18 protein-coding genes are annotated in these 22,755 nt (G+C 73.3%); 11 read left to right on the forward strand and 7 right to left on the reverse strand.

What is annotated here, in order from left to right:
• Positions 1-46 precede the first annotated feature (46 nt).
• Positions 47-382: a DUF3140 domain-containing protein gene (locus tag OO60_RS22710; RefSeq protein ID WP_003081328.1), complete on the reverse strand. Its 336-nt coding sequence runs from the start codon at positions 380-382 to the stop codon at positions 47-49.
• A 175-nt stretch (positions 383-557) separates the two neighbouring features.
• Between OO60_RS22710 and OO60_RS22715 the strand changes: the two genes are divergently transcribed.
• Complete coding sequence (locus tag OO60_RS22715) at positions 558-1,283, forward strand: ANTAR domain-containing response regulator (RefSeq protein ID WP_003081327.1); 726 nt, start codon at positions 558-560, stop codon at positions 1,281-1,283.
• Positions 1,284-1,367: 84 nt separating this feature from the next.
• Here the strand turns inward: OO60_RS22715 and OO60_RS22720 are convergent, their stop codons facing one another.
• On the reverse strand, positions 1,368-2,246 hold the full coding sequence (locus OO60_RS22720; RefSeq protein WP_003081326.1) for a MurR/RpiR family transcriptional regulator: 879 nt from the start codon (positions 2,244-2,246) through the stop codon (positions 1,368-1,370).
• Between the two features lie 116 nt (positions 2,247-2,362).
• Here OO60_RS22720 and OO60_RS22725 point away from each other — a divergent pair, with 116 nt between their 5' ends.
• The 3 genes from OO60_RS22725 to OO60_RS22735 are packed head-to-tail and all read left to right on the forward strand — an operon-like array spanning position 2,363 to position 5,378.
• Complete coding sequence (locus OO60_RS22725) at positions 2,363-3,754, forward strand: MFS transporter (protein ID WP_003081325.1); 1,392 nt, start codon at positions 2,363-2,365, stop codon at positions 3,752-3,754.
• Positions 3,751-4,173 (forward strand): GAF domain-containing protein, encoded by a 423-nt coding sequence (locus OO60_RS22730; protein WP_033262053.1) that lies wholly within the window; start codon positions 3,751-3,753, stop codon positions 4,171-4,173. The genes OO60_RS22725 and OO60_RS22730 overlap by 4 nt, the downstream gene beginning before the upstream one ends.
• Complete coding sequence (locus tag OO60_RS22735; protein ID WP_003081321.1) at positions 4,170-5,378, forward strand: metal-dependent hydrolase family protein; 1,209 nt, start codon at positions 4,170-4,172, stop codon at positions 5,376-5,378. The genes OO60_RS22730 and OO60_RS22735 overlap by 4 nt, the downstream gene beginning before the upstream one ends.
• Here OO60_RS22735 and OO60_RS22740 read toward each other — a convergent pair whose 3' ends face one another.
• Together OO60_RS22740 and OO60_RS22745 are read right to left on the reverse strand one after the other, a co-directional pair.
• Positions 5,379-6,443 carry an aldo/keto reductase gene (locus OO60_RS22740; protein ID WP_003081316.1) on the reverse strand — a complete coding sequence of 355 codons (1,065 nt, stop codon included), beginning with the start codon at positions 6,441-6,443 and terminating at the stop codon, positions 5,379-5,381.
• 81 nt (positions 6,444-6,524) lie between these two features.
• Positions 6,525-8,027, reverse strand: coding sequence for a tannase/feruloyl esterase family alpha/beta hydrolase (locus OO60_RS22745; protein WP_003081313.1), 1,503 nt, complete (start codon positions 8,025-8,027; stop codon positions 6,525-6,527).
• Positions 8,028-8,163: 136 nt separating this feature from the next.
• On the opposite strand from OO60_RS22745, the gene OO60_RS22750 reads away from it, so the two are divergent.
• Together OO60_RS22750 and OO60_RS22755 are read left to right on the forward strand one after the other, a co-directional pair.
• On the forward strand, positions 8,164-10,857 hold the full coding sequence (locus tag OO60_RS22750) for an AAA family ATPase (RefSeq protein ID WP_033262054.1): 2,694 nt from the start codon (positions 8,164-8,166) through the stop codon (positions 10,855-10,857).
• Positions 10,858-10,950: 93 nt separating this feature from the next.
• Positions 10,951-11,985, forward strand: a complete 1,035-nt coding sequence (locus OO60_RS22755; RefSeq protein ID WP_004558487.1) for an alpha/beta fold hydrolase — start codon at positions 10,951-10,953, stop codon at positions 11,983-11,985.
• Positions 11,986-12,060: 75 nt separating this feature from the next.
• Here OO60_RS22755 and OO60_RS22760 read toward each other — a convergent pair whose 3' ends face one another.
• Positions 12,061-13,653, reverse strand: coding sequence for an ABC-F family ATP-binding cassette domain-containing protein (locus OO60_RS22760; protein ID WP_004558488.1), 1,593 nt, complete (start codon positions 13,651-13,653; stop codon positions 12,061-12,063).
• Between the two features lie 195 nt (positions 13,654-13,848).
• Here OO60_RS22760 and OO60_RS22765 point away from each other — a divergent pair, with 195 nt between their 5' ends.
• The gene (locus OO60_RS22765) at positions 13,849-14,871 is read left to right on the forward strand and encodes an NAD-dependent epimerase/dehydratase family protein (RefSeq protein ID WP_004558489.1); all 1,023 of its coding nucleotides are present in this window, start codon (positions 13,849-13,851) and stop codon (positions 14,869-14,871) included.
• A 10-nt stretch (positions 14,872-14,881) separates the two neighbouring features.
• Here the strand turns inward: OO60_RS22765 and larC are convergent, their stop codons facing one another.
• Complete coding sequence (gene larC / locus OO60_RS22770) at positions 14,882-16,063, reverse strand: nickel pincer cofactor biosynthesis protein LarC (protein WP_033262055.1); 1,182 nt, start codon at positions 16,061-16,063, stop codon at positions 14,882-14,884.
• On the reverse strand, positions 16,060-16,758 hold the full coding sequence (larB, locus tag OO60_RS22775; protein ID WP_033262129.1) for a nickel pincer cofactor biosynthesis protein LarB: 699 nt from the start codon (positions 16,756-16,758) through the stop codon (positions 16,060-16,062). The genes larC and larB overlap by 4 nt, the downstream gene beginning before the upstream one ends.
• A 197-nt stretch (positions 16,759-16,955) precedes the next feature.
• Here larB and larE point away from each other — a divergent pair, with 197 nt between their 5' ends.
• The 4 genes from larE (at position 16,956) to aroF (ending at position 22,742) form a co-directional block, all read left to right on the forward strand.
• Positions 16,956-17,774, forward strand: a complete 819-nt coding sequence (gene larE, locus OO60_RS22780; RefSeq protein ID WP_033262056.1) for an ATP-dependent sacrificial sulfur transferase LarE — start codon at positions 16,956-16,958, stop codon at positions 17,772-17,774.
• Between the two features lie 229 nt (positions 17,775-18,003).
• Positions 18,004-19,842 (forward strand): AfsR/SARP family transcriptional regulator, encoded by a 1,839-nt coding sequence (locus OO60_RS22785; RefSeq protein ID WP_051767740.1) that lies wholly within the window; start codon positions 18,004-18,006, stop codon positions 19,840-19,842.
• 189 nt (positions 19,843-20,031) lie between these two features.
• Positions 20,032-21,696 (forward strand): class I adenylate-forming enzyme family protein, encoded by a 1,665-nt coding sequence (locus OO60_RS22790; RefSeq protein WP_033262057.1) that lies wholly within the window; start codon positions 20,032-20,034, stop codon positions 21,694-21,696.
• Entirely contained in the window at positions 21,693-22,742 is a 1,050-nt protein-coding gene (gene aroF, locus OO60_RS22795) for a 3-deoxy-7-phosphoheptulonate synthase (RefSeq protein ID WP_033262058.1), read from the forward strand. Before OO60_RS22790 ends, aroF begins: the two co-directional genes overlap by 4 nt.
• Positions 22,743-22,755 lie beyond the last annotated feature (13 nt).

Raw genomic sequence — 22,755 nt, forward strand, 5'->3', positions numbered from 1 at the left:
TGGTAAGGCGCGTTCTAACGCGCCTTACCACTCACGACGGCTCTGGTCAGGCGGGTTTGAGCGGGTCGTGCCCGATCGACATCAGGCGGTGGCGCCAGTGGGCCTCGCCCGCCGTCGGCTCGAGGTCGTCGCGGCGCTGGGCGTGCACCCGGTCGACCACCTTGCGCATCACGTCCGCGTCGTGGTGGTCCACGTCGGACTTGCGCTTGCGCAGGATCGACAGCACCTCGTTGCCCGTCGGCGGGCCCGCCTCGCCGGGGAGCGGCTCGGCCTCCGGGCCCGCGTCTCGGGTGCGCAGCCAGTCCTCCAGCTCGCGCGAAGTCATGTTCACCACCCGGTGGAACTCCGCCCACAGTTCGTCGTCAACAGCCGGATCGTCCATCTTTCCCGGCTACCCGGCGCGGCCGACGGCAAACCGGGCGTCCGTGGCCGGTAGAATTCCTCCGGACCCGTTGAAACGCCAGCGGTGGTCTCTGTTGACGCTGCTGGCGAGCTCATCCCCGTGCTCGCCGCTTGACGCATGGGAGGGGTGGGCCTTGCCGACCACTGGCGACGGCATGGCAGAGCGGGTCGACGAGCTGAACGCCGTGCTGGCCGATCTCGTCGGGGTGCTCGAATCGATGTCCGACACACCGGGTCTGCTCGACGCGGTCTGCGGCGAGGCGGTCCGGGTGGTCCCGGACGCCGACCTGGCCAGCATCATGGTGGTCCGCGACGGCGTGACGCAGACGGCGGCCTTCACCGACGAGCGCGCCCAGCGCATCGACGACGTCCAGTACGCGGCGGGCGACGGTCCGGGCCTGCTCGCGGCGCTGACCGGCGAAGTCGTCCGGGTGGCGGTCGCCGAAACGGGCGACCAGTGGCCCGAGTTCGTGGCCGCGGCGAAGGAAATCGGCGTGGGCAGCTACCTGGCGGTCCCGCTGCGGGTGGACGACACCCTGGTCGGCGCGATCACGCTGTTCGGCTTCGAAAGCCACGGCTACCACGAGTTCGACACGAAGGTCCTGCGCCTGTTCACGTTGTGCGTGGAGACGGTGCTGCGCCTGACCCGCCGCTACCGGGAGGCCCGCGGACTGGCGGACGAGTTGCGCAACGCGATGGAGACGCGCGCGGTGATCGAGCAGGCCAAGGGCATGCTGATGCTGATCCACCGCGTCAACGAGGACACGGCGATGCACCGGTTGATCGTGGAGTCCCAGCACACGAACATCAAGCTGCGCGACGTGGCGGCCCGGTTCACCAAGCGGATGAGCTCGGCGGACGGGGGGACGGCCCGGCACTGAACAGCGGGGGCGGCCGGGTTCGCCCGCAACCGGATCGGGACCGGCGCCCGACCAGGCCGGTCCGGCCGGTGCGCGGGTTCCCGGTCACCCGGAGCTCGCGCTCGGCCGCCGGTGCAGCAGGTCGAAGCGGGACCACATCGCCTCGGCCGCCTCGATCGACGCGCTCGTCCGGGCCGGGTCCGCCGCCGCCAGCTGGGCCACGATCGCCTGGACCAGCGCCATCCCCGCCGTCAGCGACGGGAAGAACGTCACCCCCTCCGCCGGCACGATCAGCACCTGCTCCGCCGCTCCCGCCAGGGCCGGGCTCGCCGCGTCCGTGATCGCGAACACCCGTGCGCCGCGAGTGCGGGCCTCGTTCGCCGCCAGGACCGTGCTCTCGTACAGGCGCCAGAAGCTGATCGCCACCAGGACGTCGTCGGACGTCAGCTTCGCCGTCTGGTTGGCCAGCTCCGCGTCGCCCGCCGTCACCGCGTGGACGTCGTAGCCCGCCAAGCGCGCGTTGTGCGCTAGCGCGATCCCCACCGCCGCGTAGCTGCCGTCCGCGATCACCAGCGTGCGGCGCGCGGCGGAAATCGCCTGGGCGACCACCCGCAGCACCTTCTCGTCGAACCGGCGGTTCAGCAGGGCGAGGCTGTCGAGGTCGCGGCGCAGGGACGCCGACCCGGGCGAGTCGACGCCGCGGTGCTCCTCGGCGACCTGGGGTGCGCTCAGCGACGACATGTACCGGGCCCGCAGCTCCTGCTGCAGCGCCGGCCAGCCCGCGAAGCCCAGTGCCTGTGCCGTGCGCGTCACCGTCGCGACGTTGACGCCCGCGAGCTGCGCCAGCTCGGCCGTCGAACCGAACGACGCCCGCCGCGGCTGGGACACCAGCACCTCCAGCACCGCGGCCGACTTCGGGCGCAGGCCGCGCTCGGGCAGCCGGTCCCGCAGCCATGCCTCGAAACCGTCGTCGGTCTCCGCCACCAGTGGTCTCCCCTCGGGTTGCGTGCACCGTAACCCAACCAGTTTTGCAACGAACGTTGCAGTTTTGTCGAACTGCAGTCTATGTTGTCGGCACTCCCCGACGGAAGGCGTTCCCCATGACGCTGCTGGCCAGACTGGACCGGCTCCCGCTGAGCCGGCCCCACCACAAACTGCTGCTCATCGGCGGCCTCGGCTACACCTTCGACGGCATGGACTCGGCGGTCGTCGCCTTCCTGCTGCCCAGCGCCAAGGCCGCGTGGCACCTCGACAACGGCCAGCTGGGCCTGATCGGCTCCGCGACCCCGTTCGGCTTCCTCTTCGGCGCGATCGCGGCCGGCCTGCTCGGCGACCGCATCGGCCGCAAGAAGGTCATGATGTACGCGCTGGCCTTCTACGCGCTGTTCTCCGTCATCGCGTCCTTCTCGCCGAACTACGAGGTCTTCCTCGGTGCCCGCGTGCTGGCCGGGGCGGGTGCGGGCGCCGAAAGCGCGATCATCGCGCCCTTCCTGTCCGAGTTCGTCCCCGCCAAGCGGCGCGGCTGGTTCGTCGGCGCGCTCGCCGGGTTCTTCTCCTTCGGCTTCGTCGCGGCCGCGCTGATCGGGCGGTTCGTCGTGCCGTCGTTCGACGAAGGCTGGCGGGTCGCGCAGCTGGTCACCGCGCTGCCGATCGTCATGCTGCTGTGGTGGCGCCGGTCGCTGCCCGAATCGCCCCGCTTCCTGCTCGCCCACGGCCGGGCCGCCGAGGCCGAGAACGTCGTCGCGAAGCTGGAGCGTGACGTCGAGAAGGCCACCGGCACGACCCTCCCGCCGGTGCCGCCGTCCGACGCGCAGCCGGCGACCGAGACGCCGAAGGTCAACCTGGTCAGCGCGCTGAAGTTCCTGTGGAGCCCCGCGATGCGGCGCCGGACGGCGGTGATCTGGACCGTCTGGTTCGTGATCACCTTCTCCTACTACGGCTTCTTCTCGTGGATCCCGACGCTGCTCGTCGAACGCGGCATCACCGTGACCAAGAGCTTCGAGTTCTCGATCATCATCTACCTCGCCCAGGTGCCCGGGTACTTCTCGGCCGCGTGGCTGTCCGAACGGCTCGACCGCAAGCACACCATCGCCCTCTACCTGGCCGGCTCGGCCGTGAGCGCGTTCTGGCTCAGCCAGACGAGCGCACCCTGGTCGATCACGCTCGCCGGCGCGGTGCTGTCGTTCTTCCTCAACGGCACCTACGCCGGGGTGTACTCCTACACGCCCGAGGTGTTCCCGACCTGGATCCGGGCCAGCGGCACCGGCCTGTCCAGCGCGTTCGGCCGGGTCGGCAGCATCCTCGCGCCGACGATCATCGGCCTGTCCGCGGCGAGCCTCGGCTTCGCCGGCGTCTTCGGCCTGACGACGGCGGTGCTGGCCGCCGGGGTGCTCTGCGTGCTCGTCTTCGGCCTGTCGACCGCGGGCCGCTCGCTGGAGGAACTGACCGAACACGGCGCCCCGAAGGCCGCCGCGAAGGAGATGACGAAGTGAGTCTGTCCACTGTGGAGGAGCGGGTGCGCGCGGAGCTCGGCGTGCGGCTGTTCACCGTGCTGGCCTGGATCCCGGAACGCCGGGCGCTGCGCCGCGTGCACAGCAGCCACCCGGCCGAGTACCCGGTCGGCGGGGAGAAGACGGTCGAGGTCGCCGCGGGCTGGCTCGAGAGGTGCATCACCGCGCAGGAGCCCTACTTCGGACCCGGCAAAGCGGCGGTGCGCGAGATCTTCGCCGACCACGAGCTGATCGAGTCGCTCGGCTGCGGCTCGATCATCAACGTGCCCGTGGTCGACGGCGGCCGGACGCTCGGGGTGCTCAACATCCTCGACGCGGAAGGCGCCTACGACGAAGCTTCCGTGCGCAAGGCCGAATCGCTCGCGCCACTCGCCGTGGCCGCGCTCAAGGAGGAACAGTGAACCTGCTGCTGCGCAACGCCCGCCTGCTCGACCCGCTCTCCGGCGAGTACACCGAGGGCGACCTCCGGTGCGCCGAGGGCCGGATCGCCGAGGTGGGGCCCGGCCTGACCGCACCCGACGTCCCGGCGCTGGACGTGCGGGGTGCCGTGGTGCTGCCCGGGCTGGTCGACGCGCACGTGCACGTCACGGCGTCGACCGCGGACCTGGGTTCGCTGTCCTCGGCGTCACCGAACTACGTGGCCGCGCACGCCGCCCGCACGATGAGCCGGATGCTCGACCGCGGGTTCACCACGGTCCGCGACGCCTCGGGCGCCGACTTCGGCCTCGCCGACGCCCAGGCGGAAGGACTGTTCCGCGGCCCGCGGCTGCTGTTCTGCGGGCGCGCGCTGAGCCAGACCGGCGGCCACGGCGACAGCCGCACCCGCGGCACCCAGGTGAAGGACGACCACCCGTGCTGCGCCGGCCTGGGCCGGGTGGCCGACGGCGAGGACGCCGTCCGCGCCGCGGCCCGCGACGAGCTGCGCAAGGGCGCCCACCACATCAAGGTGATGGCCTCCGGCGGCGTGGCGTCCCCGACCGACCGTATCGACTCGACGCAGTACTCGGCCGGGGAGCTGCGCGCGATCGTCGAGGAGGCCGAGGCGGCCAACCGGTACGTGGCCGCGCACGCCTACACCGCCCGCGCGGTGAACCGCGCGCTCGAACTGGGTGTCCGGTCGATCGAGCACGGTAACCTCCTCGACGACCGCAGTGTCGAGCTCTTCCTGGAGCACGAAGCCTTCCTCGTGCCGACCCTGGTGACGTACTGGGCCCTGAAGGAGGAGGGCCGTGAGCACGGGCTGCCGGAATCGAGCTGGCGCAAGGTGGACGAGGTCCTCGGCGCGGGCCTGGCGGCCCTGGACCGCGCGGCCCGCGGCGGCGTCAAGCTGGTCTACGGCACGGACCTGCTCGGTGGCATGCACCGCCACCAGAACCACGAGTTCCGCCTGCGCGCCGAGGTCCAGTCCCCGCTGGAGGTCCTCCGCTCGGCCACTTCGACGGCGGCGGACTTGCTGAACCTCACCGGCGAGATCGGGACGCTGGCGGCCGGCGCGCACGCGGACCTGCTGGTGGTGCCCGGCGATCCGCTGGCGGACATCGGCGTCCTGGCCGAGCCGGAGAAGTTCCACCACGTCATCCAGGGCGGCGCGGTGGTGTCCGGCTGACTACCAGTTCCGGACCGGGGGCGCGTACCCCGCCGGCTTGTCGCCGATCTTCAGCTCCGGGCTGACGATCCAGTTCTGGTAGGCCGGGGTGAACATCCGGTACACCGACGCCGGCGGGACCGCGCTCGCCTCGTCGAGTTGCGTGCGCAGCTCGGCCGGGATTTCGAAGTCCAGTGCGGCCATGCTCTTGCCGAGCTGGTCCGCGCTGCTCGCGCCGACGATCGCCGCCGCGATACCGGGCTGGGTGGCGACCCAGTTGATCGCCACCTGGGCCATCGTGACGCCCAGCTGGTCGGCCACCTCCTGGAGGGGCTTGAGCAGCTGGCGGTCGCGGTCGGTCCACGTCGGTGCGTCGCTGAGGCGGCCCGTGCCGCCGTCGCGGTACTTGCCCGTCAGGAAGCCGCCCGCCAGGGGGCTCCACGCCGTGATGCCGAGGCCCAGCGTCTGTCCCATCGGGACGTGCTCGGTCTCGATTTCCCGCTGCACCAGCGAATACGGCAGCTGGAGGTTGACCATCGGCGCCAGGGAATGCGCTTCCGCGAGGGTCTGCGCGCGGGCCGCGTACCAGCTCGGCACGTCGGACAGGCCGGGGTAGCGGATCTTGCCCGCGCGGACGAGGTCGTCGAACGTGCGCACGACCTCCTCGACCGGGGTGATCCGGTCCCAGGTGTGCAGCAGGAAGACGTCGACGTGGTCGGTGCCCAGCCGGCGCAGCGACGCTTCGAGCGCGCGGATCATGTGCTTGCGCCCGTTGCCGCCGGCGTTGGGGTCGGCCGGGTCGACGCTGTTGGTGAACTTCGTGGTGAGCACCACGCGGTCGCGGACCCCGGCTTCGGCGATGAGCTTGCCGAGGATCGTTTCGCTCTCGCCCGCGGTGTAGAAGTCCGCCGTGTCGACGAAGTTGCCGCCCTCGTCGAGGTACTTCCGGAAGATCGGGCGGACTTCGTCCGCGGTCTTGCCGTAGGCGGCGTGGAAACCGCCGGTGCCGAAGTTCATCGTGCCGAGCGCGAGCCGGCTGACGCGCAGTCCGGACCGGCCGAGGAGGTAGTACTGATCGAGTGCCATGAAGCCAGCGTGCCGAGCCGATTTTGGACCCGCAAGTCCAGTCCGCGAGCGCCGGGGAGGTGGCGCCCGCGGACCGAAAGCTCAGCGGCAGCGGTAGCTCGACGCCGTGCCCGGGTCACCGCCGGTGTAGCGGGAAACCCGCGGCACCGGGCACAGGTCGCGGGTCTTGCCGTCCGCGGACGCCGCGGTCAGCGTCGCCGGCGCCGTGCCGTGTTCGACCCAGTCGACCAGCTGCCCGAGCGCGTTCGTCGGCTCCGGGCCGCCACCGCCGAAGCAGTGTTCGACACCGGGGGCGAGGAACAGCCGGTAGAAGTCGTTCACCCGCTGCGCGCCGCCCATCGTGCGTTCGACCTGGCTGCGGTAGGAGAGCGTGCCGCCCGGCGGGATCAGCTGGTCGTTCGCGCCGACGAACGTGATCAGCTTGCCGCCCGCGCGCCGGAACGCCGACAGGTCCGGGTCGGACGTGCCGATGACGGCGTCGTACTCCCGCACCGACTGGCGGAACAGGTCCGTGTACTGCCCGTACGTCAGCTTCGAGGTGTCGAAGGCGGGCTGTTTCTCGAGGAACGACTGCACCCACTTGACGGCCACCGGGAAGCCCGGCGCGGTCAGCGTGCCGTCGGGACCCGGCTGGGTGCCGGCCAGCCAGGTGAAGTCCGCGCCCTTCGGCAGGCCCGCCCACAGCTTGCGGCCGCGCTCGTCGGTCGGGCCGGCCCAGATCTTGCGCATGACCTCGGCGTCCGCCGCGGTGACGGTGAACTCGTGGCCGTCGCAGACCACCTTCGTCCCGACGAGGCTGCGCGGGTCGTAGCTGCACTCGTCCGGCCGGTCGACGATGCCGTTCGTCACGCCGTCCTTCGCGTCGCACGCCTGGACGGCGGCCGTGCGGAACGCCGACAGCACGCAGGTGCTGGGGAAGTCGTGGCTCTGGTTCATCACGATCTGCGGCCACAGGGTCGCCACCGCGAACTGCGTCCAGTCGACGGCGGGGGCGTTGGCCAGGATGCCGTCGAAGTCCTTGGGGTAGTTCTGGGCTTCGGAGTAGCCCTGGCGGCCGCCGGTCGAGCAGCCGGTCCAGTAGGAGTACGAGATCGGGCGCTGGTAGTACCGCTGCGTGACGGCCTTGCCGAGGACGGCCTCTTCGTGCACCGATCGGGTGGCGAAGTTGGTCAGCAGGGTCCGGTCGACCTGGCCGTCCTTTACGGCCCAGGATGTGTCGAGGCCGTCCAGGGACACGCCGGCGTCGGTGGTCACGGCGGCGTAGCCGTCCTTGGCGGCCGACGCGAGCCCGTCGAAGTTGCCGGCGGCGTAGGCGCTGCCGCCGAGGGCCTGGAGCCGGCCGGTCCACCCGGTGTCCGGCAGCGCCACGGCGACCTTGACGTGGTCACGGCCGGTGTGGGTGAGCGTGACGGTGATCAGGCAGTACGACGGCTGGGGTGCGGCCTGCACCGACTCGATCTTGGCGCCCGGCGGGGCGGGCACCGCGACGGCGGCGCACGGGGCCGGGGGTGCTGCCGAGGCGGCCGGCTGCGTGACGGTGGTCAGCAGGAGCGGCACGGCGGCAGCGAGAAGGAGGCGTTTCATCTGTCTCTCCGGTCGCTGGTCATTGCGGGGGAACGCTAGGCGGGGAGCCCGGGGCCCGGCGCCCGTCGGATGACGCTGCCGGCGTACGTCACTCGGCCGTGAGCTGCGGAAACAGGGGTTGGGTAAGGTCGTTTCCATGGCGCTGAGCGGGCGGGACACCGAGCTGAAGGAGCTGGGCGAGCTCGTCGACGGCCCGGAGGACCGCAGCGGCGTCCTCATCCGCGGCGAAGCGGGCATCGGGAAGTCCGCGCTGGTGGCGTGCGCGGCCGCGGCGGCGTCGGTCGCCGGGCTGCGGGTGCTGCGGACGACCGGTGCGGAGGCCGAGCGGAACCTGGCCTACGCGGGGCTGCACCAGCTGCTGTACCCGGTCCGGGCCGGGGTCGCGGAGCTGCCCGAGCCGCAGCGCGACGCCCTCCGGACGGCGCTGGGGCTGGCCACAGGCCCCGAGCCGAGCACGTACCTGGTCGGGCTGGCGACGTTGACACTGCTGGCCGAGGCGGCCGCGGCCAAGCCGTTGCTGCTGGTGGCCGAGGACGTGCACTGGCTGGACCGGGCGAGCGCGGACGTACTGGCGTTCGTGGCCCGCCGGATCGAGACCGAGCCGATCGTGCTGGTGGCGACGCTGCGGGACGGATCCGAGGGCCCGTTGGCCGACGCGGGCCTGGTGTCGATGGTGCTGGAGCGCCTCCCACCGGACGCTTCGGCGGAGCTGCTGGACTCGGTGGCGCCCCGGCTGGCCCCGGCGGTCCGCACGCGGGTGCTGGCGGAGGCGGCGGGGCTGCCGCTGGCGTTGACGGAGCTGCCCTCGGCGGTCGCGGACCTGGACGGGCTCGACCCGGTGCTGCCGCTGACGGAACGGCTGGAGCGGACCTTCTCGGCGAGGGTTTCGGCGCTGCCGGACGAGACCCGGACGGCGTTGCTGGTGGCGGCGCTGAACGAGACGACATCGTTGACGGAGACCCTGACGGCGACGGCCGCACTGCTCGGCGGGTCCGCCGACCCCGAGATCCTCGCCCCCGCCGTCGAGGCCCGCCTGATCGAACTCTCCGCCGGGGCCGTCACCTTCCGGCACCCGCTCATGCGGTCCGCCATCCCCGCCTCCGCCGCCCCGCTCGACCGCCGGAACGCGCACCTCGCCCTCGTCGAAGCCCTCGGGGACCAGCCCGATCGCCGCGCGTGGCACCAGGCCGCCGCCACCTCCGGGCCCGACGAAACCGTCGCCGCCGAACTCGAACGCACCGCCGAGCGGGCCCGCTTCCGCGGGGGTGCCGCGGCCGCCATCGCCGCCCTCGAACAGGCCGCCCGGCTCAGTGACCGGCCGGAACGCCGGGCGGATCGGCTGCTGCTGGCCGCCGAGCTGGCCGTCGAGTCGGGGCGGCGCGAGACCGCCGAACGGCTCGTGCACGCCGCCGCCCCCGCCGACCCCCGCGGCCGGGCCACCGCGAGCCGGCTGCTCAGCGAGTTCGAAGACGGCGTCCGCGAGGACCCGGCGCGCGTCGCGGAACTCGCCCGGACCGCCGCCGCCGTCGCCGATGACGGGCAGCCCGGCGCCGCGCTGCGGATCCTCTGGAGCGCCGCCATGCGCTGCTTCTGGACCGAGCCGGGCCCGGCCGCGAGAACGGCGCTCCTCGACGTCGCCGACCGGCTGCCCGTCCCGGACGGCGACCCGCGGATCGTCGCCGTCACCGCGTACGTCGCGCCCTTCGAACGCGGGGCGGCCGTCCTGGGCCACCTGCGGGAGCTGGTCGCGAAGACCGGCGCCGATCCCGAGGTCGACCGGTACCTGGGCAGCGCCGCGCTGCAGGTCGGCGCCTTCGACCTCGCCGCGCGCTTCTCCGCCGCGGCCGCGCCCGGGCTGCGCGCCCAGGGGCGGCTCGGGCTGCTGCCGCGGGCGCTGGCCGTCCTGGCGTGGAGCCGCGTGCGGCTCGGCGACCTCGCCGGCGCGGTGCCGGCCGCGGCGGAAGCCGTCCGGTTCGCCCGGGAAACCGGCCAGCCGTTCATGGGCGGGCTCGCCACCGCCGTCCAGGCCGAGATCGCCGCCCTGCGCGGCGACCACAAGCAGGCGAAAGCCCTCGCCGACGCGGCCGAACGCGCCGGGCTCGCCGCCGGCGCCCGGCCCGTGCTGGCCACCGTGCAGCTCACGCGCGGGCTGACGCACATCGGCGAAGGCCGGTTCGACGACGCGTTCGCCGACCTGCGGCGGCTGCTCGACCCCGCCGACCCGGCCTACCAGCTCGCCTTGCGCACGTACTGCCTCCCGGAACTCACCGAGGCCGCGGTGCGCGCGGGGCGGATGGACGAACTGCGGGACGTCCTCGCCGGATTCGAGGGCCTGGACACGCCGTCACCCGCCCTGCACATCGGCCTCCGCTACGCACGGGCCGTGCTCGACCCGGGCGACGAGCGGTTCGCCGAAGCCCTCGGAGCCGACCTGACCGGCTGGCCCGCCGAGCGCGGCCGCGTCCACCTGGCGTTCGGCGAGTGGCTGCGGCGGCAGCGGCGGGTCGTCGAGTCGCGGACGCACCTGCACACCGCCCGGAAGACCTTCGACGCGCTGGGCATGACGGCCTGGGCCGAGCGGGCCCGGCGCGAGCTGCGCAGCGCGGGCGAAGCGAGCCCGAACCGCGGCCCGGACGCCCGGGACAAGCTGACCCCGCACGAGCTGAGCATCGCGCAGCTGGCCGCCGACGGGCTGACGAACCGGGAGATCGGGCAGCGGCTGTACCTTTCGCACCGGACGGTCGGCACCCACCTGCACCGGATCTTCCCCAAGCTGGGCGTGAGCTCCCGCGCCGGCCTCGCCGGGGCGCTGAAGACGCTCGGGGAGTGACGTACACCGGCTGCGTCACCCGACGGGCGCGAAGGTCACCAAACGGCTCCTAACGTGGTGAAAGTCCCACGGTCTTTCGCACAGGAGCAGCAGATGATCAGCAGGAGAAGGTTCGGGCAGGCGTTCGCGGCCGGACTCGCGGCGACGTCCTTGGCGGCCTGCTCGTCGGGTGCTTCCGCGCCCGCCGCCGCCCCGGCCGCGGCTCCCGACCTGCGGGCGGGCTCGGGGGAACACACCTCGCTCGGGCCGGTCAAGCACGCCGACGCCGGGGTGCTCTCCATGGCCTACCACGAGTTCGGGCCGTCGACCGGGCAGCCGGTGGTGCTGCTGCACGGCTGGCCGTACGACCCGTACAGCTACGTCGACGTCGCGCCGATCCTGGCCGCCGCCGGCCACCGGGTGATCGTCCCCTACCTGCGCGGCTACGGCCCGACGGTGTTCAAGTCGGCGGACACCGTCCGCAACGGCCAGCAGACGGCCGTGGCGCTGGACGTCGTCGCCCTGCTGGACGCGCTCAAGATCGACAAGGCGGTGTTCGGCGGCTACGACTGGGGCGGCCGGACCGTCGACATCATCGCCGCGCTGTGGCCGGAGCGCTGCCAGGCGATCGTCGCGGTCAGCGGGTACATCGTCACGAACCTGGCGGCGAACCAGCAGCCGCTCGCCCCCGCCGCCGAGCTCGGCTGGTGGTACCAGTACTACTTCGCGACCGAACGCGGCCGCGCCGGCTACGCGGCCAACCGCCACGACTTCAACAAGCTGATCTGGAAGAACGCGTCCCCGGCGTGGCACTTCGACGACGCGACCTACGACCGCAGCGCGGCGGCGTTCGACAACCCCGACCACGTGGCGATCGTGATCCACAACTACCGCTGGCGCCTGAGCCTGGCGCCGGGCGAGCCGCAGTACGACCCGTACGAGCGGAAACTGGCCGCGGGCGCGACCATCGCGGTCCCGTCGATCACGATCGGCAGCGACTTCGACGGCGCGGCCAAGGACGGCAAGGCGTACCGCGCGAAGTTCACCGGCAAGTACGAGCACCGCGTCTTCGACGGCATCGGGCACAACGTGCCGCAGGAGGCACCCCGGCCGTTCGCCCAGGCGATCCGGGACGCCGCCCGCCTGTGACGGTCGTGAGTGGTAAGGAGGGTTAGAACCCTCCTTACCACTCACGACCAGTGCGGCAGGGTGCTCAGCCGCGGGTCAGCGCAGTTCGCCGTCCGCCAGGTGCAGCGTGCGGTCGATGCCGATCTCGGCCAGGAACCGCTCGTCGTGGCTGACGACGACGAACGCGCCGCGGTACGCCGTCAGCGCGCTCTCCAGCTGTCCGGTGCTGACCAGGTCGAGGTTGTTCGTCGGCTCGTCCAGCAACAGCAGCTGCGGTGCCGGCTCCGCGAACAGGACGCAGGCGAGCGTCGCACGCAGCCGCTCCCCGCCGGACAGCACGCCGACCGGCAGCTGCGCCCGCGGGCCGCGGAACAGGAAGCGGGCCAGCAGGTTCATCCGCTGCGCCGCCGGCATGGCCGGGGCGGCCGCCGCCAGGTTGTCCGCGACGCTGCGGTCGTCGTCCAGCAGGTCCAGGCGCTGGGACAGGTACGCGGCCCGGCCCTCGGCGCGGGTGACGGTGCCGGCGGACGGCGCCAGCAACCCGGCGACGAGCTGCAGCAGCGTCGACTTGCCGGCGCCGTTCGGGCCGGTGAGCGCGATCCGCTCGGGACCGCGGATCGCCAGGTCGGCGCCGTCGCCGAAGAGGTCGCGCACCCGCAGGCCCGCGCCGAGGAACAGCGTCCGGCCCGCCGGGACCGCCGTCTGCGGCAGCTGCAGGCTGATCTTCTGCTCGCTGCGCAGTTCGCGCTCGGCCTGGTCCAGTTTGGCCTTGGCCGCGCCGACGCGCGCCGCGTGCGTGCCGTCCGCCTTGGCCGCCGACTCCTGGGCGTTGCGCTTCATCGTGCCGGCGAAGATCTTCGGCAGCCCGGCGTTGCCGAGATTGCGCGACGCCGTGCTCGCCCGCCGGGCGGCGCGCTCGCGGGCCTGCTGCAGCTCCCGCTTCTCGCGCTTGACCTCCTGTTCGGCACTGCGAATGTTCTTCTCGGCGACTTCGCGCGCGGCCCGGACGGCTTCTTCGTAGGCGGTGAAGTTGCCGCCGTGGAACCGGATTTCGCCGCGGTCGAGCTCGGCGATCCGGTCCATCCGGTCGAGCAGCGCGCGGTCGTGGCTGACCACCAGCAGGCAGCCGGACCAGTCGTCCAGCACGGCGTAGAGCTTGCGGCGCGCTTCGAGGTCCAGGTTGTTCGTGGGTTCGTCCAGCAGCAGCACGTCCGGCCGTTTCAGCAGCTGCGCGGCGAGGCCGAGGGAAACGATCTGGCCGCCGCTGAGCGTGCCCAGCGTCCGGTCGAGCGCGAGCCCGGCCAGGCCGAGCCGGTCGAGCTGGGCGCGGGTGCGTTCCTCGATGTCCCAGTCGGTGCCGATGGTGGTGAAGTGCTCCTCGCCGACGTCCCCGGATTCGACGGCGGCGAGCGCGCGCAGCACCGGGGCGACGCCGAGGATCTCGGCGACGGACGGCTCCCCGCTCAGCGGCAGGTCCTGCGGGAGGTAGCCGAGCAGGCCGTCGACGACGGCGCTGCCGCCGGACGGCCGCAGGACCCCGGCGACGAGCTTCAGCAGGGTCGTCTTGCCGGAGCCGTTCGGGGCGACGAGGCCGGTGCGGCCGGCCGGGACCGTGGCGGACAGGTGGTCGAAGACGGGGGTGTCGTCCGGCCAGGAGAAGGACAGGCCGGACAGCACGATTTCGGACATGGCGAAGACCTCGATGGAGTGAAAGCGGAAAAGGGGACGTCGACAGCGGCCCGCACCGGCTCGGCCGGGGGCCTGCGGACTCCGGGGCTACCCGGAGATGTCGACGTCACCTGCCACGACTGCGCTCCTGGAGAAAGGGATCTTCCCGTCGAACATAGCAGGGTTGGCGGGGCAGGCCCGGGGTAACCGCCCCGGATGCGCATCGTGGTGACCGGAGCAACGGGCAACATCGGGACCGGGGTCGTGCGCGCGTTGCGCGCCGACCCGCAGGTCGAGGCCGTCGTCGGGCTCGCGCGGCGGCCGGCGGACGGTGTGGTCACGGCCGACGTCGAACGCGACGACCTCGTGCCGCACCTGCGCGGCGCCGACGCCGTCGTGCACCTGGCGTGGCTGTTCCAGCCCACCCGCCGTCCCGAACGCACCTGGCGCGCGAACGTCCTCGGCTCGATGCGGGTGTTCGAAGCGGCGGCCACGGCCGGCGTGCCGAGACTCGTGTACACGTCGTCGATCGGCGCGTATTCGCCGCGCGAGGACGACGAGCCGGTCACCGAGGACTGGCCGACGCACGGCTGGCCGGGAGCGGCCTACACGCGGGAAAAGGCTTATCTGGAGCGGTATCTCGACGCGTTCGAGGCGCGGCACCCGAAGGTGGACGTCGTCCGCATGCGGCCGGGTTTCGTGTTCCAGCGGAGTGCGGCGACGGAACAGCGGCGCCTGTTCGGCGGGCCGTTCGTGCCGGGTTCGCTGGTGCGCCCCGGCCTGCTCCCGGTGCTGCCGGACGTCCGCGGCCTGCGCGTCCAGATCGTGCACACCGACGACCTCGCCGACGCCGTCCGGCGGGCGGTGACGCGGTCGGTGCGCGGGCCGTTCAACATCGCGACGGGCCCGGTCGTCGACCCGCGGTTCGCGGCGGACCTCCTGGGTGCACGCCCGATCCCGGTGCCGGCCGGCGTGGTCCGCGCGGCGGTGGACGCGGCCTGGCGCCTGCACGCGATCCCCGCCACCCCTGGCCTCTTCGACGCCGTCATGCGGCTGCCCGTCATGGACACGAGCCGGGCCCGGTCCGAATTGGACTGGCAACCCGAGCACGACGCCGCGGTCACGCTGCAGGAGTTCCTCGCGGGGTTGCGGGAGGGCGCGGGGGCGGACACGGCACCGCTGGCGCCGGACCGGCACCGGCTGCACGAGATCGCCACCGGGGTGGGCCGTCACCCCTGACGGCCCACCGTCAGAGCGCGGCCGCGCGCACCTCGTCCAGCACCCGGCGCAGGGGCTGCCCGCTCGCTTCCGCGGCCGCCTTCACTTCCTCGTACTCCGGCTGGGTCGTGACCACCTCGCCGTTCAGGTACCCCCGCTTCACGCTGACCGGTGTTCCCCGGTAGTCCACCGTGACGCTGTCCCGCGGCAGCGCCCGCCGTTCGACGGGGGACAGGCGGACGCCCAGCGTCGACGTGTGGGCGAAGACCGCCGCGCAGACGCCGTCGACGCGGTCTCCGGCCGCCAGTGCCGTGAGGACCACACCCGGCCGGCCCTTCGGGGCCGTCACCGGTGCGCACCAGGCGTCCGCGGCGCCCGCAGCGCGCAGCGCGGCCAGGATTTCCGGCCACAGCCGGGGATCCAGGTCGTCCACCGTGGTCTCGACCACCGTCATCGCCGTCGGCACCCACGCCGGAGCCGCGCCCGCGCCCGCGCCGACGACCACGCGGACGACGTTCGCGTGGCCGGGCGGGTCGGCGGTGCCCGCGCCGACGCCGGTCCGCCGCGGCACGCACGCCGGCATCGGGCCGTAGGCCGCGGCCAGCGTCACGAGCAGGGCGGCACCGGTCGGCGTGCACAGCTCGCGCGCGGCCGGGTGCGCGGCCACCGGGGCGGCGGCCGCGGTGAGCAACTCCAGGACCGCGGGCGGGGGCACGGTCAGCCGGCCGTGCGCCGCGGTCACCGTGCCGCCGCCGACCGCGATCGGCGACACCGTGACGGGTGCGTCCAGCAGCCCCAGCGCGTCCAGCCCGAGCGCGCAGCCCACGATGTCGACGATGGCGTCGAGCGCGCCCACCTCGTGGAAGTGCACCCGCGCCGGCTCGATGCCGTGCACGGCCGCCTCCGCCTCGGCCAGCCTGCCGAACACGTCGGTGGCGAACCGTTCCGCCGCCGCGGGCAGCGCGGAGCTGCCGATCAGCTCGAGGATCTCCGGCAGGTGCCGGGCGTGCGCCGTCTCGGGCGCCTCGACGACGACCTGCCGCGCGCGCAGCCCGTGCCGCCGCACCACCCGCTCGGTGAGCCGGACGTCGTCGAGCCGCAGCCGCGCGAGTCCCGCGAGGACGCCGTCGAAGTCCGCGCCCGCGTCGACCAGCGCGGCCAGCAGCATGTCGCCGGCGCACCCGTTCCCGGCGTCGATCCACCCGACCGTCACGGCGCCACCGACTGCCGGGCGACGCGGGCCGCGGCGACGCCCGCGCCGAAGCCGTTGTCGATGTTGACCGTCACCACGCCGGGCGCGCAGCTGTTCAGCATGGTCAGGAACGCGGTCAGCCCGTCGAGGTGCCAGCCGTAGCCGACGCTCGTCGGCACCGCGACCAGCGGCGTGCCGCACAGTCCACCGAGGACGGTCGGCAGCGCCGCCTCCATCCCGGCGATCGCCACGACGGCGTCGGCGGCGGCGATCCGGTCGCGTTCGGCCAGCAGCCGGTGCAGCCCGGCCACCCCGACGTCGACGACGAGGTCCGGTACCGCGCCGAAGACCGCGACCGTCGTGGCGCACTCCCGGGCGACGGGCAGGTCCGAGGTGCCCGCGCACACCACGGCGACGCGGCCGCGCGGCGCGGGCAGCGGCCCGAGCGTCACCGTGCGGCCCGCGTCGTCGATGTCCGCGCCGGGCAGGGTTTCCCGGCATCGCGCCCGCGCCTCTTCGCCGACGCGGGTGGCGAGCACGGCCCGGCCCGGGTGGGCCTGGTGCAGCCGCGCGAGCGCCGCGCCGATCTGCGCCGGTGTCTTGCCCGCACCGAAGACGACTTCCGGGTCGCCGGTGCGGGCGGCGCGGTCGAGGTCCAGCCGGGCGAATCCGAGATCCGCCGTGGCGGCGGTCGTCGTTCCCTCTGTCGATACCACGGCCGACACGGTAGACAGCAGCCGCGCCCGCTGTAAACGTTCCGCCGGGGATGCCGCACGAATACGGCAATGGGTTGACTCGGGAGAACCACCGCGATCGACTTACCGCACGCCGAGGTGCCGCCGAGTGGAGGACACGTGCTTTTTTCACGGCTGAACCGGATCAGGGAGACCAGACGACCAGCGGGAATGCGGTAATGCGCGCCGGAATCGAAGATCGGCTGCTGGCCGGGGTCCGCGCGCTGGGCAGTGTGGCCGTCGCGTTCTCCGGTGGTGTCGACTCGGCGCTGGTGCTGGCCGCGGCCGTGCGGGCGCTGCCGGCCGGCCGCGTGCTGGCGGCGATCGCCGACTCGCCGAGCCTCGCGCGGGCGGAACTCGTTGCCGCGCGGGAGATCGCGGCCGGCCTGGCCGTCGAGCTGGCCGAGGTGCCGGTCGCCGAGCTGGCGGTTCCCGGCTACCGGGACAACGCCGGCGACCGCTGCTACTTCTGCAAGCAGACGGTGCTGACCGCGATCGGCGAGCTCGCGCACCGGCGCGGCTTCGCGCACGTGGCCACCGGAACGCACGCCGACGACCACCGGGCGCTGCACCGCCCCGGCCTGCGCGCCGCCCGTGAACTGCAGGTCGTCGAGCCGCTGGCCGCGGCCGGGCTGGGCAAGAGCGACGTCCGGGCGCTGGCCGCCGCCTGGTCGCTACCGGTGGCGGACAAGCCGTCGGCGCCGTGCCTCGCCTCGCGCATCTCGGCCGGTGTGCCCGTCTCGATCGGCCGGCTGGGCCTGGTGGAACGGGCGGAGATCGCGGTGCGCGCGCGGCTGGCCGAGGCCGGGATCCGCCCGCGGGACCTGCGGGTCCGGCTGCTGGGCGAGGGGTTCCGGGTGGAGCTGGACGCCCCGGCGCACGCCGCCGCCGGCGCCGGGCTCGCCGCGGCGCTGGTCGCCGAACTGGGCGCGCTCGGGTTGTCCGGGCCGGGCACGGTTTCGCGCTACCACGCGCCCGCGCTCACTCCGCCGCTGTAGTCGATCGCTTATTTTCCGTGACTTCTGTGGTCATTTTTGCCGCCGTCCCGGCGGCCCGGGAGAAATGTGCCGGTATCGGCTGGTCGCTATTCGCATCCGAATGGCCGCCGTCAAATCGCCATCGTGCTTTCTTCGTTTTGCGGGGTTTGCTTTTCGGCTATGTTCCTACAGGTCCGCGCGACGGCGCTGCGAACGGTAGCCGTGCGCGTACGGTGGGGAGGATCGCAAAGTGTACTTCAAGTTGCTCGGCACCCTGCGGGTCCAGCACGACGGGCAGCGGGTGGACCTCGGCGGCCTGCGCCAGCAGCGGCTCCTGGTGATGCTCCTGCTCGACGCCGACAAGGTGGTCAGTGCCGACCGGCTGCTCGAGGCCATGTGGGACGCCGAGCCGCCGGTGACCGCCCGCCGTCAGCTGCACAACGCCGTCGCCGCGCTGCGGCGCAGCTTCGGGGCGGCCAAGCACATCGTCGTCAAGGACGGTCCCGGGTACCGGATCACCGTGGCCGCGCAGGACGTCGACGCCCACCGGTTCACCACGATGGCCGCGGCCGCTTCGGCGGCGGCCGCGACCGGGCGCACCGCGGCGGCCGTGGAACTGCTGGAGGCGGCGCTCGCCCTGTGGGACGGGCCGGCGCTGTCGGGGCTGAACAGCCCGGTGTTCGAGATCGTCGCCGCGCGGTTCGAGGAGAACCGGTTGTCCGCGACCGAACGGCTCATCGGGCTGCGGCTGGACGGCGGTGACGCGGCGGCGGTGGTGCCGCAGCTGGGCGAGCTCGTGTCGCGGCACCCGCTGCGCGAGGAGACCCGCAAGCTGCTGATGCTCGCCCTGCACCGGTGCGGCCGCACGGCCGACGCGCTCAACGCCTACGAGCAGGGCCGCCGGCTGCTGCGGGACGAGCTCGGCGTCGACCCCGGCGCGAGCCTGCGCGAGCTGTACGAGCGGATCCTGCGCGACGACCTGCCCCGGCGCGCACCGGCGAAGGCGGCGGAAACCGCGCCCGGGGGCCGGTCCTTCCTGCCGTACGACACCGCCCACTTCACCGGCCGGGCCGACGAACTGCGGTTCCTGACCGGCTGCCGTCCGGCCGGGACCGCGCTGAGCATCCTGGCCATCGACGGCATGGCCGGCGTCGGCAAGACGACGCTGGCCGTCCGGCTCGCCCACCAGCTGGCGCACGGGTTCCCGGCGGCGCACCTGTTCGTCGACCTGCACGGGCACACCGCCGGCCAGGAGCCCCTGGAGCCGGGGGCGGTGCTGGAGCGGCTGCTGCTGGACTTCGGGCTCGCGCCCGCGCAGATCCCGCGTGACACCGGGCAGCGCGCCGCGCGCTGGCGGGCGGAGGTCGCCGAACGGCGGGTGCTCGTGGTGCTGGACAACGCGCTCGACGCCGGCCAGGTCCGCCCGCTGCTGCCGGGCACCGGCAAGGCGCAGGTGATCATCACCAGCCGGCGGCGGCTCGCCGGCCTCGACGGCGTGACGTCCCGCTCGCTCGACGTGTTCCCGCCGCGGGACGCGGCGGCCCTGTTCACCCGCGTCGCGGGCGCCGACCGGACGGCGCACCGCCCGGACGCGGTCGCCGAGGTGGTCGCGCTGTGCGGCCACCTGCCGCTGGCGGTGGGGATCGCGGCGTGGCGGTTCCACAACCGGCCGGCGTGGTCGCTGGAGGACCTGGTGTTCCGGCTGCGCGACCCGGCCGCCCGGCTCGCCGAGCTCCGCCTGGGCGACCGTAGCGTGGCTTCGCAGTTCGAGGTGTCGTACCGGAACCTCTCGGCCGGGCAGCAACGGCTGTTGCGCGTCCTGGGCTGCACCGCGCACCCCGGCGAGGAGTTCGACGCGGGCACCGCGGCGCTGCTGCTGGACCAGCCCGTCCCGGAGGCGGAGCGGCTGCTGGAGGAGCTGTTCGACGCGCACCTGCTCCGCCAGCGGGCCGCGGGGCGGTACCACTTCCACGACCTGGTGCAGGAACACGCGCGCACGAAGGCCGACGAGCCGGACGACGGCCTGCTGACGAAGTTCGGCCGCACCACGCTGCCCGCGGTGACCAAAGTGGAGTGCCGCCTGGGCTGAGCGCGGGCAGGGGCGGACCGGCTTCCGGGGCGGGGGCCGGTTTTTTCGTGCCCGCGGGCCGCCGCCGGGCCACCGATGCAGCGCCGATGCGCCGGGGAGGCCGCGCCGATGGCCGCGGCGGGCAGGCTCGGTGGTGGATCCGAACCCCCGTCCCGGCGCCGTCGCGGGCCCGCACCAGAAAGTGACGACATGGAGTTCACGCACCGCACCGTCCTGAGCCCCGAGCTGCGGGCCCAGGTGCTCGAGGACCCGGCGATCGGCGGCGGGAACCTGCTGCCGGCCATGCTCGAGCTCAACCCGTGCCCGGACGAGCCGTTCATCCACTCCCTGACGCCGATCCCCTGCACCGGCGGGGAAACGCGGACGCAGTTCAGCCTCCGCGACCTCGACCACCTCGTGCAGAGCTGGTCGGTCTGGTACCTGGAGCGGGGGGTGCGGCCACGCGACCGGGTCGCGGTCTTCCCGCCCGACTCCATCCAGTACTTCATCCACCTTTCGGCGCTGGCGCAGATCGGCGCGATCTCCATGCTGATCAACAGCAACGCCAAGCGGGACAGCGCGGTCGCCCTGATCGAGCGCAGCGGGGCGATCGGCCTCTACACCGACGACGAACGGCTCGCCCGGATCGCCGTCGACCTCGACCGGCTGAACCTGAAGTGGGTCGAGACCCGCCAGGACGGCCCGCCGCCGGCCGTGCTGCCCGACGCCGACCGGTTCCGGCACCACCCCGACGACCCCGTCGGCCTGATGCACTCCTCGGGCACGACCGGGCTGCCGAAGCCGGTCATCCACACCCACAAGACCATTTTGGACGGTCCGAAGTGGCGCGCGGTGAACTATAAGGAAGAACCGCGCGCGGTCATCCTCAACGCGCTTCCGCAGTCGCACCAGGGCTGTGTGTCGTTCAACGCCTACACCGTGCTCGGCGGGCAGCCGATGGTCGTCTGGCGGGACGTCTCCGGGGCGGAGCTCGCCCACGCCGTCGAGGCGCACCGGCCGACCATGGTGATGGCGTTCGGGCACGCCTACCCGGAGCTCGCCGCCATCGAGACGCCGGAAGGTGCGCTGGACTCGGTGAACATCTGGGTGTCCATGGCGGACGCGATCCACGAGCGGCACCTGAAGGAGATCCTCGGCCGCCGGTCGCCGGACCTGCCGCCCGCCGCGTTCCTGGACCGGCTCGGCACCACCGAGCTGGGCTGGGGCGTGCTCATGCAGCCCCGCACCCTCGCCACCGAGCGCAACGACCGCTGCGTCGGCAAGTCGGTGGGCTTCGCCGAAGTCGCGATCGTGCGGGAGAACGGCACGCTCGCCGAGCCGTACGAATTCGGCCTGCTCGGCGCCAAGCCGCCGTCCATGACCGTGGGCTACTGGGGCAACCAGGACACCTACTACCGCAGCAAGCTGGCCGGCTACTGGCTGACCGGCGACGTCGCCTACCGGGACGAGGACGGCAACTTCTACCAGGTCGACCGCGCGGTGGACGTGGTGCACACCGCCGCCGGGCCCGGCTACTCGGTGCAGATGGAGGAACTGATCCTCAACGAGGTGCCCGGGGTCGAGGACTGCACCGTGGTGGCCGGGCGCCACGAGGGCGAGGAGGTCGCTGTCGCCGTCGTGACCGGGGACGGTGTGGACGCGGAGAAGGTGCTGTTCGCGGCCAACGAAGCCCTGCGCGCCCACGGCAAGCCCGAGCTGTCCGTGGTGGAGGTCGCCACCGGCGACGAGGACTTCCCGCTCGGTGTCACCGGCAAGTCCCTCAAGCGCTACCTGCGTGACAAGTACCGCGACCTCGCCGTCCACGTCCGGGACCGCCGGGGCCGCAACCTCGCGACGATCGACGCGCTCGCATGACCGCGGCGGAAGCGCAGCAGGACCTGCTGCTCGTGTTCGACGAAACCGTGACCCGCGCCGACGTCGACGGCTGGCTGCGGCACCTGAGCTTCGCCGGCGCGCCGACGCGGGTGTACCGGCTCGGCGCCGGTCACGTGCTGCCGGTGTCCGGAGTGGACAGTGCGGAGCTGCTCGCCGCGGCGCACCACCTGCCCGCACCGACCCGGCAGGTGGTGCGCGGCGGCGCGGCGTGGCTGGGCGGCCGTCCGCTGCGGCCCGCCGGGACCCGGGTGCGCATCGGGCCGGCGACGATCGGCGACGGCTCGGTGGCGGTGATCGCCGGGCCGTGCGCGGTCGAGACGCCGGAGCAGATGACGGCCACCGCGGAGCTGGTCGCCGAGCACGGGGCGGTCGCGCTGCGCGGCGGGGTCTTCAAGCCGCGCACCTCGCCGCACTCGTTCCAGGGCCTCGGGTTCGGCGGGCTGGACCTGCTCGTCGAGGCCCGGCGGCGGACGGGCCTGCCGTTCGTCACCGAGGTCGTCGACCCGGAGCACGTGAAACGGCTGGCCGAGGTGGTCGACGGCTTCCAGATCGGGGCCCGGAACATGCAGAACTTCGCACTGCTGAGCGCGGTGGGCCAGACCGGCCTGCCGGTGCTGCTCAAGCGCGGGTTCGGCTGCACCGTCGAGGAGACCCTCGCCGCCGGGGAGTACCTGCTGCTGGAGGGCAACGACCAGGTCGTGCTGTGCGAGCGCGGGATCCGCACGTTCGAGCCGTCGGCGCGGTTCACCCTCGACCTGACGGCGGTGGCGCAGTGGAAGCAGCACACGCACCTGCCGGTGATCGTGGACCCGAGCCATTCGAGCGGCCGCCCGGAGCTGGTCGAGCCGCTCTCGCTCGCCGCGGTCGCCGCGGGCGCGGACGCCCTGCTGATCGACGTCCACGTCCAGCCGGAGCAGGCGCTGTGCGACGCGAACCAGGCGTTGCGGCCGGAGCAGTTCGCCGGGTTGATGACCCGGCTCGCCGGGGCGGTGGCCGGGCTCGGCCGAAGCCTGCAGGAACGCTGAGCGGCCCGCGCGG

The sequence above is a fragment of the Amycolatopsis vancoresmycina genome, from assembly GCF_000716785.1.
Taxonomy (GTDB): Bacteria; Actinomycetota; Actinomycetes; order Mycobacteriales; family Pseudonocardiaceae; genus Amycolatopsis; species Amycolatopsis vancoresmycina.

What these genes read in the sequence shown, in the direction of transcription:
- OO60_RS22760 (WP_004558488.1), bottom strand. Translation starts at nt 13,653, where the DNA reads ATGTCCGAAATCGTGCTGTCCGGCCTGTCCTTCTCCTGGCCGGACGAC.
- OO60_RS22710 (WP_003081328.1), bottom strand. Translation starts at nt 382, where the DNA reads ATGGACGATCCGGCTGTTGACGACGAACTGTGGGCGGAGTTCCACCGG.
- OO60_RS22725 (WP_003081325.1), top strand. Translation starts at nt 2,363, where the DNA reads ATGACGCTGCTGGCCAGACTGGACCGGCTCCCGCTGAGCCGGCCCCAC.
- OO60_RS22790 (WP_033262057.1), top strand. Translation starts at nt 20,032, where the DNA reads ATGGAGTTCACGCACCGCACCGTCCTGAGCCCCGAGCTGCGGGCCCAG.
- OO60_RS22765 (WP_004558489.1), top strand. Translation starts at nt 13,849, where the DNA reads ATGCGCATCGTGGTGACCGGAGCAACGGGCAACATCGGGACCGGGGTC.
- larE (WP_033262056.1), top strand. Translation starts at nt 16,956, where the DNA reads ATGCGCGCCGGAATCGAAGATCGGCTGCTGGCCGGGGTCCGCGCGCTG.
- OO60_RS22740 (WP_003081316.1), bottom strand. Translation starts at nt 6,443, where the DNA reads ATGGCACTCGATCAGTACTACCTCCTCGGCCGGTCCGGACTGCGCGTC.
- OO60_RS22745 (WP_003081313.1), bottom strand. Translation starts at nt 8,027, where the DNA reads ATGAAACGCCTCCTTCTCGCTGCCGCCGTGCCGCTCCTGCTGACCACC.
- OO60_RS22755 (WP_004558487.1), top strand. Translation starts at nt 10,951, where the DNA reads ATGATCAGCAGGAGAAGGTTCGGGCAGGCGTTCGCGGCCGGACTCGCG.
- aroF (WP_033262058.1), top strand. Translation starts at nt 21,693, where the DNA reads ATGACCGCGGCGGAAGCGCAGCAGGACCTGCTGCTCGTGTTCGACGAA.
- OO60_RS22750 (WP_033262054.1), top strand. Translation starts at nt 8,164, where the DNA reads ATGGCGCTGAGCGGGCGGGACACCGAGCTGAAGGAGCTGGGCGAGCTC.
- OO60_RS22715 (WP_003081327.1), top strand. Translation starts at nt 558, where the DNA reads ATGGCAGAGCGGGTCGACGAGCTGAACGCCGTGCTGGCCGATCTCGTC.